We start from the raw sequence: 14,092 nt of genomic DNA, 5'->3' as shown, positions 1-14,092 counted from the left end.
TACCCACGCGGAGGTGACCCAGTTCGGCGACTTCCGGTTCTAGAGTGCCCCGGGTCAGCCGATCCGCCATTCGCGCTTGGCCTCGCCGTCCCATCGGCGCAGCGCCACCGCAGATCCCACCAGATCATCGATGTCCGCCGAGAGCAGGCGCACCGCCGCTCCTGCCTCCTCGGGCGTCAACCGTCGAGCCAACGTCGCGTGCGGCGTCCATCGGCCGGGTTCGAGGTGGTCGAGCGAACGTTCGCCCACTGCCTCGTGCATCCGGGCGTGCAGATCGAGCAACTCGCTCGACGGAACGACCAGTCGCGCCAGGGTGATCGTTCGACCGCCGAACACGACGAGCCCGCCCAGGCGCACATCGAACGGATCGAAGCGGACCGCATCGCCGTCGTCCCCCGCGGCCGGCATCGACGACGCCACTGCGACGGTGACGTGCGGGCGATTCGACTCACCGCGGTGGCGGTTCTGACTCGGGAGCCCGGCCTCGGACAGCGCCGCCCACTCGCGGCGCACCGCTGCGTCGAGGCCGGAGTCGAGTAGTAGTTCAGCGGACTGCACCATGGAGCCCATGATGTCGCAGACGGACGCACGGAATACGACGACGCTCAGGATCGGGGCCATGACCGGCGACGGGATAGGCCACGAGATCGTGCCCGCGACGATCCGGGTGGTCGACGCGGCCCTGGCGTCCGTCGGCGGACCGGCCGTGGACTGGGTGCGCCTCCCTCTGGGCATGGACGCCATCGACCACCACGGAACGCCGATACCCGGGAACACGCTGGACGAATTGGGTGAGCTCGAAAGCTGGATTCTGGGACCGCACGACAGCGCGTCGTATCCGGAGCCGTTCCGATCCGAACTGACTCCAGGCGGACGGATTCGCAAGAAATTCGACCTGTTCGCCAACATTCGGCCGGCGAAGGCACTGCCCGGCGTACGGGCGGTGTCTCCGCGGATGGATCTTGTGGTCGTGCGGGAGAACACCGAGGGTTTCTACGCCGATCGCAACATGTTCGTCGGCAGCGGGGAGTTCATGCCCACTCCCGATGTGGCGTTGGCCGTCGGAGTGTTCACGCGTGCGGCCTGCGAACGCATTGCACGTGAGGCATTCTCGCTGGCTGAGCGACGCAGCAGGAAACTGACCATCGTGCACAAGACCAACGTGCTGTCCATGACGACGGGGCTGTTCCGCGATGCGTGCCGCGCCGTGAGCGAGCAATTTCCGCACGTCCAGGTAACCGAGGAGCACGTCGACGCGCTCGCGGCGCACCTGGTTCGGCGGGGCGAGGACTACGACGTCATCGTGGCCGAGAACATGTTCGGTGACATTCTGTCGGATCTGACGGGTGAGCTGTCCGGGTCGTTGGGCACCGCGCCGTCGATCAATTCCTCGGAAACCCAGGCGATGGCGCAGGCCTCGCACGGATCGGCCCCGGACATCGCAGGGAAGAACCGGGCCAATCCGACGGCACTCTTCCTGTCCGCTGCAATGCTGCTCGAGTGGCTCGCCCCGCGGCACAGGGACGATCGGCTGGCCGCGGCCGCCGGCCGGATCCGTGACGCCGTCGACGCCACGGTCGAATCCGGGGTCGCGACAGCCGACCTCGGTGGGCAGGCGTCGACCAGCGCATTCACCGAGGCCGTGGAAGCCCGGGTGCACCGGCGCTGATCGCGGCGGACTCCGTCAGTGCGGTTTGCGGCTGCTGAAGATCGCGGTGCCCGGAAAGAGCTGGCCGCGCAGTGGGCTCCACTGTCCCCACTCGCGGTCGAGCCATTCCGGCCAGTCCGGTTCGACGATGTCGCGCACCTCGAGACCTGCGGCGACCAGTTCGCGCACGCGGTCACCGATCGTGCGGTGATGCTCCACGTAGTTGGGAGTCCCGTCGGCGTCGTATTCGACGTACGGGGTTCGATCGAAGTACGGAATCGTCGCGGTCAGACCGCCGACCCCGGGATCGTCCGGAAACACCCAGCGCATCGGATGGTTGACGGCGAACACCCAGATCCCGCCCGGCCGGAGTACCCGCGCGACTTCCTTCATCACATTGGCCGAGTCCGCGACGAACGGCACCGCACCGAAGGCCGAGCAGACGATGTCGAACCGTTCGTCGGCGAACGGCAAGGACTCGGCACTGGCCTGCACCAGCGGAACCGTCGACCCGCCCGCGGTCATTGCATCGACGCCGCGCTGCAACATGCCCATCGAGATGTCGAGACCGATCGCGCGCGCACCCTGGGTTCCGAGCCAGCGGGCGCACGGTGCACTGCCGCAGCCCACTTCGAGGACGTCCTTGCCCGCGACGTCGCCCAGCAGATGCACGTCGCCCTCGTGCAGCCCCTCCGGGCACCAGACGAACTCCCCGGATTCGGTCGACACTCCGAGAAACGCGCCGTGCGTACGGTGGTAGCTCTCGGCGTCGGAATCCCACCAGAGACGACTCGCGCGGTCGCTCGCGACCGAATCGATTCGGCCGCGGCCGGGAGTGGACGACGGTGTGGAAAGATCGGTCACACGCCGACTCTAACCGGGTTTGTGCTGGTACTGCGGCATCGCGTACCCTGTTCAACGCGAGTGTGTTCATGCTGCGCCCAGGTCGGGTTCCCTCGACCTCGGCGCACACGGATCCGGCAACGGATTCGCCGAAGATGCTCGTGTTGCACACGTTTCACCAAGTCCGACCGAACATCCATCAACCGATACCCAACCCGTCCGGAGCAACTCAACACATGCCCTCAACCACAACCTCACCGCAGGTAGCCGTCAACGATATCGGCTCCGCAGAGGATTTTCTCGCCGCCATCGACGCCACGATCAAGTACTTCAACGATGGTGACATCGTCGAGGGCACCATCGTCAAGGTCGATCGTGACGAGGTTCTACTCGACATCGGTTACAAGACCGAAGGCGTCATTCCTTCCCGCGAGCTCTCCATCAAGCACGACGTCGACCCCAACGAGGTCGTCTCCGTGGGAGATGAGATCGAAGCACTCGTCCTCACCAAGGAGGACAAGGAAGGCCGTCTGATCCTGTCCAAGAAGCGAGCTCAGTACGAGCGCGCTTGGGGCACGATCGAGGAGCTCAAGGAGAAGGACGAGGCCGTCAAGGGCACCGTCATCGAGGTCGTCAAGGGTGGACTCATCCTGGACATCGGTCTTCGTGGCTTCCTTCCCGCCTCGCTCGTCGAGATGCGTCGCGTCCGCGACCTCCAGCCGTACGTCGGCAAGGAGATCGAGGCCAAGATCATCGAGCTCGACAAGAACCGCAACAACGTGGTCCTGTCGCGCCGCGCATGGCTCGAGCAGACCCAGTCCGAGGTCCGCAGCGAGTTCCTGCACCAGCTCCAGAAGGGCCAGGTCCGCAAGGGCGTCGTGTCCTCCATCGTCAACTTCGGTGCCTTCGTGGACCTGGGTGGCGTCGACGGACTCGTGCACGTCTCCGAGCTGTCCTGGAAGCACATCGATCACCCGTCCGAGGTTGTCGAGGTCGGCACCGAGGTCACCGTCGAGGTTCTCGACGTCGACCTGGACCGCGAGCGTGTTTCGCTGTCGCTCAAGGCAACTCAGGAAGATCCGTGGCGCCAGTTCGCTCGCACCCACGCGATCGGCCAGATCGTGCCCGGCAAGGTCACCAAGCTCGTTCCCTTCGGTGCATTCGTGCGCGTCGAAGAGGGCATCGAGGGCCTCGTGCACATCTCCGAGCTGGCCGAGCGCCACGTGGAGGTTCCGGACCAGGTCGTGGGTGTCGGCGACGACGCACTCGTCAAGGTCATCGACATCGATCTCGAGCGTCGCCGGATTTCGTTGAGCCTCAAGCAGGCCAACGAGGACTACGCAGAAGAGTTCGATCCGTCCAAGTACGGCATGGCCGACTCGTACGACGAGGGTGGCAACTACATCTTCCCCGAGGGCTTCGACTCCGAGACCAACGAATGGCTCGAAGGTTACGAGAAGCAGCGTGAAGAGTGGGAAGGTCGCTACGCCGAGGCGGAGCGTCGCCACAAGATGCACACCGCTCAGATGGAGAAGACGGCCAAGGACGAAGCTGCCGAAGCCGCCAACACCAACTACTCCTCCGAGTCGGGTCAGGCCCCCGCCGATGCAGAAGGCGACGCTCCCGCAGCGTCGGCTCCGGCCTCGACCGGTGGTTCGCTGGCCAGCGATGCGCAGCTCGCTGCACTTCGCGAGAAGCTGTCGGGCAACGCCTGATAGAAGTGGTCCACCCGTGAGGGTGTGACACCGAGCCCCGGTTCTCCACGTGAGAACCGGGGCTTTCTCGTTTCGAATCAGGGGAGCAGAGAAGCTGCGGACACGACAATGGACCCGGTTCCGATGAACCGGGCCCATGTGTGAGGGGGAGTGCGAACTACGCGGCGGTGGCTGGACTCCACTGGCCGACGCTCTCCGTGCGCTTGCGCATGCTGGCGAAGCTGTGGCGGGCGGGGGTCAGGAGGTTGGTGAACCAGTTACGCCGATGGTCGGCCAACGCCGAGGCTACTTCCGGGATGAGAATGCAATGAACGCCTGCATCCATGCCAAGGCGGTGCCGACCCGGTTGGATCTGATTGCTTCGCATGGGTGTCCTTTTCAATAGCTGTGGGTCGGCACATCGAGGTCGCGCTCGTCGAAGATAACCGACCCACCTCCGAAAACGGTGCATTTGAGGCTGGTGTGATTCGGCGTGTTCGAGTGTCAGACTGGGTGCATGCTGAGACTGGGACTGACCGGTGGAATAGGTGCCGGAAAATCGACCGTTGCCAAGGTGCTGACCGAGCTCGGGGGAGTGCTCGTCGACTCCGACGTGCTTGCCCGTGAAGTCGTGGAGCCGGGAACACCTGGGCTGCAACGACTGACGGACACCTTCGGAGCCGACATTCTCGCACCCGACGGCTCGCTCGACCGTCCGGCATTGGCGGCCAAGGCATTCGGCGACGAGGAATCCCGCAAGAAGCTCAACGCCATCGTTCATCCGTTGGTCGGCGAGCGCACCGCCGCGATCATCGACGGTGCAGCGCCGGATGCCGTAGTGGTGCAGGACATTCCGCTCCTCGTCGAGGGATCGATGGGCCCGTTCTTTCACCTGGTGGTCATCGTGTGGGTCGACGCCGAGGAACGGGTGCGTCGTCTGACGGGACAGCGAGGCATGCCCGAGGCCGACGCTCGCGCGCGGATCGCAGCACAGGCAACCGATGATGCGCGCCGCGCCGCAGCAGACGTGTGGATCGACAACACCGGTGCGCTGGGCAGCGTCGACGACGTCGTCCGAGCCCTGTGGAGCGAACGTCTGATTCCCTTCGAGCGCAACATCAGGGAGGGGATCATCGCGCGCGTTCATCCGGAACAGGTGACAGCCGACCCCACGTGGGAATCGCAGGCCCGACGCATCATCTCGCGCCTGGCCCTTGCCTGCGCGGACAAAGCGGTCCGAATCGACCACATCGGCTCCACCGCGGTGCCCGGTCTCGACGCGAAGGATGTCATCGACATCCAGATCACCGTGCGCGGGCTCGACGACGCCGATGCTGTCGCCGAGCAGCTGCGCGTGGCAGGGTTCCCTCGGCGAGAGGCCAGCAACTTCGACTATCCAAAGCCCGCATACGGAATCGGCGGAGAAGCCGATCCTGCCGTGTGGGCCAAGCGTTTTCACGGCAGCGCGGACCCCGGCCGGCCGGCGAACGTACATATCCGGGTCGACGGCTGGCCGAATCAGACGTTCGCCCTGCTGTTCCGGGACTGGCTGCGGGCGGACGACAACATCACCACCGAGTACGCCGGAATCAAGCGACGCGCCTCCGAGGCGGCTGCCGGAATCACCGACTTCGAATCGGCCATCGAGGCCTACGAGAACGCGAAAGCCCCATGGTTCGACGTGGCATACCGTCGGGCATGGCAGTGGGCGGAGCAGACCGACTGGACCGCGTGAATCGGGGCCGACCGAGTCAGGACGGCTTGCCGTTCCACTCGGTCGGCATTCCGAGGGATGCGAGCCACGCGTTCAGGTCGTAGTCGTGCCGCGTCAGTCCTTCGATGGCCGTGATCGATCTGGCCAGCGCGAGCTCGGCCGTGGGGGTGTCGAGATGGTGCGCCACCCGAGCGTCGAACAACTCGTCGACGTCGAGCAGGTCGTAATCGCGGCCGGTACGCACGCTGAGGTCGAGATAGTGGTCGACGGATGTCCATCGGGTGGTGCCTGCGGTGTACTCGCCGATGTCGACGTAGTAGTCCTGATCGCGGGCGTGCGCGGGCAGATAGTGGAACACCGAGGCCCGTAGCCCCAGAGCGGGCAGCAACCAGGACTCCAGGTAGTCGAAGTGGGCGTGATCGGACGGGCGGGCCATGTACAGCCCCCACGGCTCGACGCGGTATTCGTCGACGACCCGGACGAACCCCTTGGGATCCACGTTCGTCTTGGCGACGAGGTCGAACGTCTCGTGCTTGGGGGCATGAACGACGGTGTGCGCACCGGCTGACGTGTGAGCGACCATGCCTGTAGAAGCTACCGGGAACCGACGTCCGGGGTCTGCCCGACGGAACTTGTCGGTGGTCGCGTCTACGCTTGTGAAATGGCGTTTGCATCCGAACATCCCGTTGTCGCGCACTCCGAGCACCGTCCGGTGGGCGCAATCGAGCGCACCGGACCGGCGTTCGAGGTCGTCAGCGAACACACGCCGGCAGGCGATCAGCCGACCGCCATCGCCGAGCTGGAACGGCGGATCAAGGCGGACGAGAAGGACATCGTGTTGCTCGGTGCCACCGGTACCGGTAAGTCGGCCACCACTGCCTGGCTGATCGAGAAGCTGCAGCGCCCCACTCTGGTGATGGCACCGAACAAGACCTTGGCGGCGCAGTTGGCGAACGAGCTGCGAGACATGTTGCCCAACAACGCAGTCGAATACTTCGTCTCGTACTACGACTACTACCAGCCCGAGGCGTACATCGCGCAGACCGACACCTACATCGAGAAGGACTCGTCGATCAACGACGATGTCGAGCGTCTGCGGCACTCGGCGACGGCATCTCTGCTCTCGCGCCGCGACGTGGTCGTGGTGGCGTCGGTGTCGTGCATCTACGGTCTCGGTACTCCGCAGTCGTACGTCGATCGGTCGATCGAGCTGGAGGTCAACGTCGAAGTGCAGCGTGACGCGCTGCTCCGGTTGCTCGTGGACGTGCAGTACACCCGCAACGACATGGCCTTCACCCGCGGATCGTTCCGAGTTCGCGGTGACACGGTCGAGATCATTCCGTCCTACGAGGAACTGGCGATTCGCATCGAGTTCTTCGGCGACGAGATCGAAGCGCTGTACTACCTCCATCCGCTGACCGGCGACATCGTTCGGCAGGTCGATTCGGTGCGCATCTTCCCGGCCACGCACTACGTTGCCGGGCCGGAGCGGATGGAACGAGCCGTCAAGGACATAGAAGCCGAACTCGAGGGTCGGCTCGCGGAGCTGGAGGGCAAGGGAAAGCTGCTCGAGGCTCAGCGGCTGCGGATGCGGACGCAATACGACCTGGAGATGATCAAGCAAGTCGGATTCTGCTCGGGTATCGAGAACTACTCGCGGCACATCGACGGACGCGGTGCAGGTACCGCGCCTGCAACGTTGATCGATTACTTTCCCGAGGACTTTCTGCTCGTCATCGACGAGTCTCACGTGACGGTTCCGCAGATCGGGGCGATGTACGAGGGCGATATGTCCCGCAAGCGCAACCTCGTCGACTTCGGTTTCCGCCTGCCGTCCGCGACCGACAACCGACCGTTGACGTGGGAGGAGTTCACTCAGCGGATCGGTCAGACGGTCTACCTCTCGGCAACTCCGGGCAAGTACGAGCTGGGCCAGACCGGGGGAGAGTTCGTCGAGCAGGTGATCCGTCCGACCGGACTCGTCGATCCCAAGGTCGTCATCAAACCGACCAAGGGCCAGATCGACGACCTGGTCCATCAGATCCGAGAACGCGCGGAGAAAGACGAGCGTGTGCTGGTGACCACGCTGACCAAGAAGATGTCGGAGGATCTGACCGACTACCTGCTCGAATTGGGCATTCGTGTCCGCTACCTGCACTCGGACATCGATACGCTGCGCCGCGTCGAACTTCTCCGGCAGCTCCGACTCGGCGAGTACGACGTGCTGGTGGGCATCAACCTGCTCCGTGAGGGTCTAGACCTGCCCGAGGTCTCGCTGGTGGCGATTCTCGACGCCGACAAGGAAGGCTTCCTCCGCAGCGGCACCAGCCTCATCCAGACCATCGGTCGTGCCGCCCGAAACGTCTCCGGCGAGGTACACATGTACGCCGACAAGATGACCGATTCCATGACCTACGCGATCGAGGAAACCGAGCGTCGGCGTGAGAAGCAGATCGCGTACAACAAGGAAAGAGGCGTCGACCCTCAGCCGCTGCGCAAGAAGATCGCCGACATCCTCGACCAGGTTTACCAGGAAGCCGAGGACACCGATTCCGTCGTCGAAGTCGGAGGGTCCGGTCGCAACGCCAGCCGGGGCCGGCGAGCGCAGGGCGAGGCGGGCAGGTCGGTCAGCACCGGGGTGTACGAGGGCCAGGACGTCTCGTCGATGCCGCGCGCCGAACTGGCCGATCTGATCAAGAACATGACCGATCAGATGATGAACGCGGCACGCGAGCTCAAGTTCGAGCTCGCCGGCCGACTGCGCGACGAGATCCAGGATCTGAAGAAAGAACTGCGCGGGATGGATGCGGCCGGCCTCAAATAGGTTCGGTTACGGTTCAACGATGGACGCAACCACCGCCGGCCGCACCTCTCGCGCGCTCGAGCTCATTCACTCGATGACCTATTTCCTTCCGGAGACGCAGGACGCTCTCGTCGCCGCCGGGTTGCCGCCGCGGGCCTGCTATTTCGCGGGCCGGGCAGCGCCTCTGGGGCGGGTCGGTGCAGGTGTCGTCACCGCCACGTTCTACAACTTCAATCGTGAACTGATCGCGCCGCTGATTCCGGCCGCCTGGGACATCGCGTCCCCCGACGAGATCATGGCAATCCGGTACGACACGCTCGATGCCGCCTTCGCCCGACTGCTCGGGCCCGAGGTCCTGACGTCCGCGGATATGGCCGAGGCCGCAGACCTGGCATCGATCGCAGCCCGTGGCATTCCCGGTGACGACGGCCGACCCCTGTACGCCGCGTATGCCGAACTCGATTGGCCGACAGCTCCGCATCTCGTGCTGTGGCACGCCCTGACTCTGATCCGCGAATACCGCGGCGACGGTCACCTCGCGGCGCTGCAGACGGCGGGACTGAGCGGTCTCGAAGCGCTCATCACCCATACCGCCACCGGCTACGGATTCGAGAAGGAGTTCGCCCGCAAGCGTCGCGGATGGTCGACCGAGCAGTGGGACGGGGCCGTTGCGTCTCTGGCCGACCGTGAGCTGCTCTCGTCCGACGGCGCGCTGACTCAGGACGGAAAGGATCTCCGGACGTTGGTCGAGGACATCACCAACGACCTCGCCGCCGCGCCGTGGGCTGCGCTCGGCGAGGACGGTGCGGCGCGGCTTGTTTCGCTCGCGACGCCGTGGCGCGAGTCGATCGTCGGTGCGGGCGTCATTCCGGATGGTGTGTTCGGGCCCGCGATGAAGAAGAAGTAGCCCGCCTCAGCTGGTGATGTCCTTGGTGCCGAAGCGTCGCCACGCGATCAACCCGAACAGTGCCGCGTACGTGACGGCCGAGAACGAGCCGACCACCATGTCGTTCCAGTCGATGCTCGTGCCGAATGCATCGATCCACGAATTGGCGTAGTGCCCGGGCAGGTAGTTGCGGAGTGATCCCAGTGCCGTGATCTGGTCGAGAATCTGCATCAGAATCGATGTCATCACCGCGCCGCCGACGGCCCCGAGAGGGGCGTCGGTGAGCACGGACAGCAGCATGGCCAGGCCCGCGACCCACAGCAGGTTGATGCCGATGTACGCGACCGCGATCAGTAGCCGAACCAGTGAGGTGCCGTAGGGCAGCCCCTCGCCCAGCGGGGTGATCAGCGACTCCGCGCCGTACATCACGGTGCCGATCAGCAGGGACACCCCGACGAGCACCAGAATCGCAGCACTGGACAGCGTCGCCGACACCAATGCCTTCTGCGTCAGCAGTCGACTCCGGGGCACAGGAATGGCCAGCAGGTATCGCAGACTCGACCACGAGGCTTCGCTTGCCACCGAGTCGCCGAAGAACAGGGCCACCACCACGATCAGCAGAAATCCCACGGACATGAACAGAGCGAAGACCGTGAAGTTCATGCCTCCGCGAGTGCCGAGTTCGATCAGCCCACCGGCGTCCGAGTCCGCATCCGAGCTGCCGACTGTGAACGCAATGGCCAGAATTACCGGCAGCAGCGCCAGGAAGCCGATCGCCAGCTGAGTGCGTCGACGTCCCAGTTGCCTGCGCAACTCGGTACGGAACGGCAAGGTGCTGCCGCCGGTGTATCCGGCAGCGCGCCCGTCTGCGTGTGTGGTGCTCATGAACGATCCTTGCTGGTGGAAGACCCTGGGGTGTCTCGGTGGACGAGGTCTAGGAACACGTCTTCGAGGCGCGTCGATTGCGAGAATCCGCGCACCGAGATCCCCGCGGTGACGAGCTCTCGGATCACGACGGCGGCATCCGCGTCGGTCAGGTCGACGGTCACCGTGCCGTCGTCGACGACGACTGCGCCGTCGTGGCCGGAGGTAGCAAGCACGGACTGCGCGCGGGTGGCGTCGTCGACCCTGATCTCCGTTTGTCCGCCTGCCGCGGTCAGTTCGCGGACAGTGCCGGAACTGATCACCGATCCGCGATTCATGACGACCACGTGGGTGCAGGTCTGCTCCACTTCGGCGAGGAGATGGCTCGACACCAACACGGTTCGTCCGGTCTTCGCGTAGTTGATCAGCACGTCGCGCATCGTCCTGATCTGCGGTGGGTCGAGTCCGTTGGTCGGCTCGTCCAGGACCATCAGATCCGGCAACCCCAGCATGGCCTGGGCGATGGCGAGCCGTTGCCGCATGCCCTGGCTGTACGACTTGACCTTGCGTTCGATCGCGGTGCCGAGGTCTGCGATCTCGAGGGCTTCCTCGAGATGGGCGTCCTCGATCGGGCGACCGGTCGCTTCCCAGTACAGCCGCAGATTCTGTGTTCCGGTCAGGTGCGGCAGGAAGCCCGATCCCTCGACGAAGGAGCCCAACCTGGACAGCACCGGTGCTCCTGGCGTCACCTTGTGACCGAAGACCCTGATGTCACCACCGGTGGGAGTGATCAGGCCCATCAACATGCGCAGGGTCGTGGTCTTGCCTGCACCGTTCGGCCCGAGCAGACCCAGAACCTGGCCCTGCTTCACCTCGAAGCTGACGCCGTCGACTGCCCGAAAACCGTTGGAGTACGTCTTGGCCAGATCGGTGATCACCAGAGGGGTGTCGATCAGACTCTCGTCCACTTCGGCGACCGCGCGGCGTCTGGTCTGCACGACTCCGGCCACGATCGCACCGGCGACCGCGAGCAGGACGACCCCGATGCCGATCAGTGGTGCCACCGGAACAGTGCTGTTCGCGCTCGCTTCCGCGGGGACGGTGGGCAACGCAATGGTGTTGTCGGTCATGGCCACGCTGAACTGTGCGGGTTCGAGCGGCACGGCATACGCCTGATCGGTGGTGGAGATGCTCAGTTCGAGGCGATGACCCTGCTGGACGAGGTAGCTGATGCCAGGCAGGGCAACGGTGACGTCGACGGGATCGATGCCCTCGGTGTCTGGCAGGCGGATCGCCGAGACGGCCCCGCCCGGAAGCGTTCTCGTGCCGTTCGGCGCGACGTCGTAGAGCTTCGCGAACAGGACCGCTTGACCCGGCGAGGCCAGCGACGCCACGCGCAGATTCACCCGCGGCACACCGGTGACCGTCACGGACGAATCGACGGGTTCGCTGGTGAACGTTGCCGACTGGCCCGGCAGGTCCGCGGTCAGGGCTGCTCCGGCCCCGGTCGATCCCAGGGTCGAGAGCACCGAGCCCAAACCGGGTATCGACGAGATCGCCGACGGCGACGCCCCGGGCGGACGGATGATCGACTGGTTCTCCGCAGCGGGAGTGAACGTCACCGATCGAGTCTCGGTGGGGTCGGAGTCGGGGCTGAGCCCCGGGTAGTCAGGAGCCGTCATTCGGCGGTTGCGGTCGCCGCCGCGTTCGTCGGCTGCCCGCTGAGTGGAGTAGACGAACGGCTGGCTGTCTGTAGCAGCATCGCTCTCACGCAAGGTCGTGTCGAAGAAGTCGGCGATGGCCTGATCGCTCGTGCCGTCCGTCCCACCTGCGTCGTGACCGCCGTCGAACCATCGCACGGTGACGTTCCCACCGGCCGCCGCGATCTGACGAGCCGTCGCGTCGGCCTGATCCAGACCGAACAGCGTGTCCTGGCTGCCCTGAACCAGCAGGGTCGGCGCGGTGATGTTCGACGCCACCGCGACCGGCGAGTGGGCCGTGAGCAGATCGAGGAGCTGTTGGCTGGGGATTCCGGTCACTGCGGACTGGGCGTAGGCGTCGCAGAATTCGGGTGCGAACCGTCCGCAGGCGGATGTCTCCTCGGCGGTGCCGGCTTCGTTGCCGTCGGTTCCGGTTCCGGTGCCGTTGCCGTTTCCGTCGCCGGCCGGTGCTGCACTGGAGGCGCCCACTCCGAAGAACACTCCGGCCCAGCCGCGCTTGAGGACGCCGGGTCCGCCGTATTCGGCAGCTGCGGGGGTGGCGGTGTCGCCGAGGGCTTCTCGGCCCTCGGCGGAGGTGACGCCGTAGTTGGGGAACAGTGCCTGACCCAGGTCGTTCCAGGTGATCGCTGCGGCTATCGAATCGATCCGGGGGTCGGTGCCGCCTGCGCTCAGAGCCAGTGCGCCGCCGTACGATCCGCCGGCGACACCGACGTGCGGGTCACCGGGGGCGTCGAGTTCCACCTCCGGTTGTTCGGCGAGCCAGTCGATGAGTCCGCGTGCGTCGGCGACCTCGCGGTCGGGGTCGTTGAGCGAGATCGAACCCGTGCTGTCGCCGAACCCGCGTGCACTGTAGGCGAGCACGGTGTACCCGCGGGCGGCGAGGTCACGTGCCTCGCCGTCGACCGAGTCCTTGCTGCCGCCGAAGCCATGGGCGAGCAGCACCGTCGGTGCGGGGGTGACGGCGGGGACGTACAGACGAGCGTCGATGTCGACGGTGCCCGTCGATCCGGGGCTGTCCGGTAGCGTGATGCGCGCATCACGCGTGGATGTGTCGGCGCTCGAATCCTGGGGGAGGAGTACGAATGCGAGGGCGGCTACAGCCAGAACCGCAATCACGGCGGCACCGACAGTCATGGCCCGTCTCGACAGTGGCGGGCGGGGAATCGGCATGGAAACCAATGTATGTGAGTGGCGCGGATCGTGTTGTTCCCCAAGTTCACGTGCCGATCGGCCGGTTCCGGCTAATGTCAGCGAATCAGTCCCCGGACCACGTTTTTCGGTCCTGTGACTTGCACCAATCGAGTTCGAGCAGAAGTGTCACATCTGTGTGTGTGACCGACAAATGGAGGAATGAATGAGCGCCTACCGCACCGTCGTCGTCGGGACCGATGGCTCCGAATCGTCACTGCGGGCAGTGGAGAAGGCCGCGGCGTTGGCGGGAGACGCCGCTGCCACCCTGGTGATCGCTTGTGCGTACTACCCGGCCGATCCGAAGGACACGTCCGCTGCCGCCGACGCATTGCGTGAGGACGCCTACCAGATCACCGGATCGGCACCGACGCGTGAGATTCTGCGCACGGCGCGCGAGCACGCCACCAAGGCCGGTGCGAAGAACATCGAGGAGAAGGCGATCGTCGGTGCTCCCGTCGAGTCGCTGCTGGCACTCGTGGACGAGGTCAAGGGTGACCTGCTCGTCGTCGGCAACCGCGGCCTGAACTCGTTGACGGGCCGGCTGTTGGGTTCGGTTCCGTCGGACGCCGCTCGCAAGTCCACCTGCGACGTTCTGATCGTGCACACCGTCCGCTGATTGCACGCCGCACACACCACCGGCCCGCTCCGTCGAATCGACGGGGCGGGGCGGGGGGGTGGGGGGGTGTGGAGGGGTGCGGCGCGAACGGCGGCAGCGCCGCGAGGTAACC

Annotated in this window: 12 protein-coding genes; 6 read left to right on the top strand and 6 right to left on the bottom strand. The window is 65.4% G+C overall.

What is annotated here, in order from left to right:
* Positions 1-54: 54 nt before the first annotated feature.
* Positions 55-561, bottom strand: coding sequence for a 2'-5' RNA ligase family protein (locus AB0362_RS25725; protein ID WP_317784314.1), 507 nt, complete (start codon positions 559-561; stop codon positions 55-57).
* Positions 562-571: 10 nt separating this feature from the next.
* Here AB0362_RS25725 and AB0362_RS25720 point away from each other — a divergent pair, with 10 nt between their 5' ends.
* On the top strand, positions 572-1,669 hold the full coding sequence (locus AB0362_RS25720) for an isocitrate/isopropylmalate family dehydrogenase (RefSeq protein WP_317784485.1): 1,098 nt from the start codon (positions 572-574) through the stop codon (positions 1,667-1,669).
* A gap of 15 nt (positions 1,670-1,684) precedes the next feature.
* Here the strand turns inward: AB0362_RS25720 and AB0362_RS25715 are convergent, their stop codons facing one another.
* Complete coding sequence (locus tag AB0362_RS25715) at positions 1,685-2,512, bottom strand: class I SAM-dependent methyltransferase (RefSeq protein WP_269593959.1); 828 nt, start codon at positions 2,510-2,512, stop codon at positions 1,685-1,687.
* A gap of 215 nt (positions 2,513-2,727) precedes the next feature.
* Here AB0362_RS25715 and rpsA point away from each other — a divergent pair, with 215 nt between their 5' ends.
* The gene (gene rpsA / locus AB0362_RS25710) at positions 2,728-4,206 is read left to right on the top strand and encodes a 30S ribosomal protein S1 (RefSeq protein ID WP_027497255.1); all 1,479 of its coding nucleotides are present in this window, start codon (positions 2,728-2,730) and stop codon (positions 4,204-4,206) included.
* 157 nt (positions 4,207-4,363) lie between these two features.
* Here rpsA and AB0362_RS25705 read toward each other — a convergent pair whose 3' ends face one another.
* A complete protein-coding gene (locus tag AB0362_RS25705; RefSeq protein ID WP_068050934.1) occupies positions 4,364-4,573 on the bottom strand; it encodes a hypothetical protein in 210 nt (69 codons plus the stop codon).
* Between the two features lie 129 nt (positions 4,574-4,702).
* Here AB0362_RS25705 and coaE point away from each other — a divergent pair, with 129 nt between their 5' ends.
* On the top strand, positions 4,703-5,920 hold the full coding sequence (gene coaE / locus AB0362_RS25700; protein ID WP_317784313.1) for a dephospho-CoA kinase: 1,218 nt from the start codon (positions 4,703-4,705) through the stop codon (positions 5,918-5,920).
* Positions 5,921-5,936: 16 nt separating this feature from the next.
* Here the strand turns inward: coaE and AB0362_RS25695 are convergent, their stop codons facing one another.
* Complete coding sequence (locus AB0362_RS25695; protein ID WP_269593961.1) at positions 5,937-6,482, bottom strand: DUF402 domain-containing protein; 546 nt, start codon at positions 6,480-6,482, stop codon at positions 5,937-5,939.
* A 78-nt stretch (positions 6,483-6,560) separates the two neighbouring features.
* Between AB0362_RS25695 and uvrB the strand changes: the two genes are divergently transcribed.
* Both uvrB and AB0362_RS25685 read left to right on the top strand, forming a co-directional pair.
* Positions 6,561-8,723, top strand: a complete 2,163-nt coding sequence (gene uvrB, locus AB0362_RS25690; RefSeq protein WP_128645895.1) for an excinuclease ABC subunit UvrB — start codon at positions 6,561-6,563, stop codon at positions 8,721-8,723.
* A gap of 19 nt (positions 8,724-8,742) precedes the next feature.
* Entirely contained in the window at positions 8,743-9,609 is an 867-nt protein-coding gene (locus AB0362_RS25685) for a hypothetical protein (RefSeq protein WP_366236286.1), read from the top strand.
* 6 nt (positions 9,610-9,615) lie between these two features.
* Here AB0362_RS25685 and AB0362_RS25680 read toward each other — a convergent pair whose 3' ends face one another.
* Entirely contained in the window at positions 9,616-10,473 is an 858-nt protein-coding gene (locus tag AB0362_RS25680; RefSeq protein WP_269593963.1) for an ABC transporter permease subunit, read from the bottom strand.
* Positions 10,470-13,343 (bottom strand): alpha/beta fold hydrolase, encoded by a 2,874-nt coding sequence (locus tag AB0362_RS25675; protein ID WP_317548565.1) that lies wholly within the window; start codon positions 13,341-13,343, stop codon positions 10,470-10,472. Before AB0362_RS25675 ends, AB0362_RS25680 begins: the two co-directional genes overlap by 4 nt.
* A gap of 184 nt (positions 13,344-13,527) precedes the next feature.
* On the opposite strand from AB0362_RS25675, the gene AB0362_RS25670 reads away from it, so the two are divergent.
* On the top strand, positions 13,528-13,980 hold the full coding sequence (locus AB0362_RS25670) for a universal stress protein (RefSeq protein ID WP_068050983.1): 453 nt from the start codon (positions 13,528-13,530) through the stop codon (positions 13,978-13,980).
* Positions 13,981-14,092: the final 112 nt, after the last annotated feature.

This window comes from Rhodococcus sp. NPDC079359 (assembly GCF_040702585.1).
In the GTDB taxonomy this organism is placed as follows: domain Bacteria; phylum Actinomycetota; class Actinomycetes; order Mycobacteriales; family Mycobacteriaceae; genus Rhodococcoides.
This window is presented reverse-complemented; position numbering and strand designations above follow the sequence as displayed.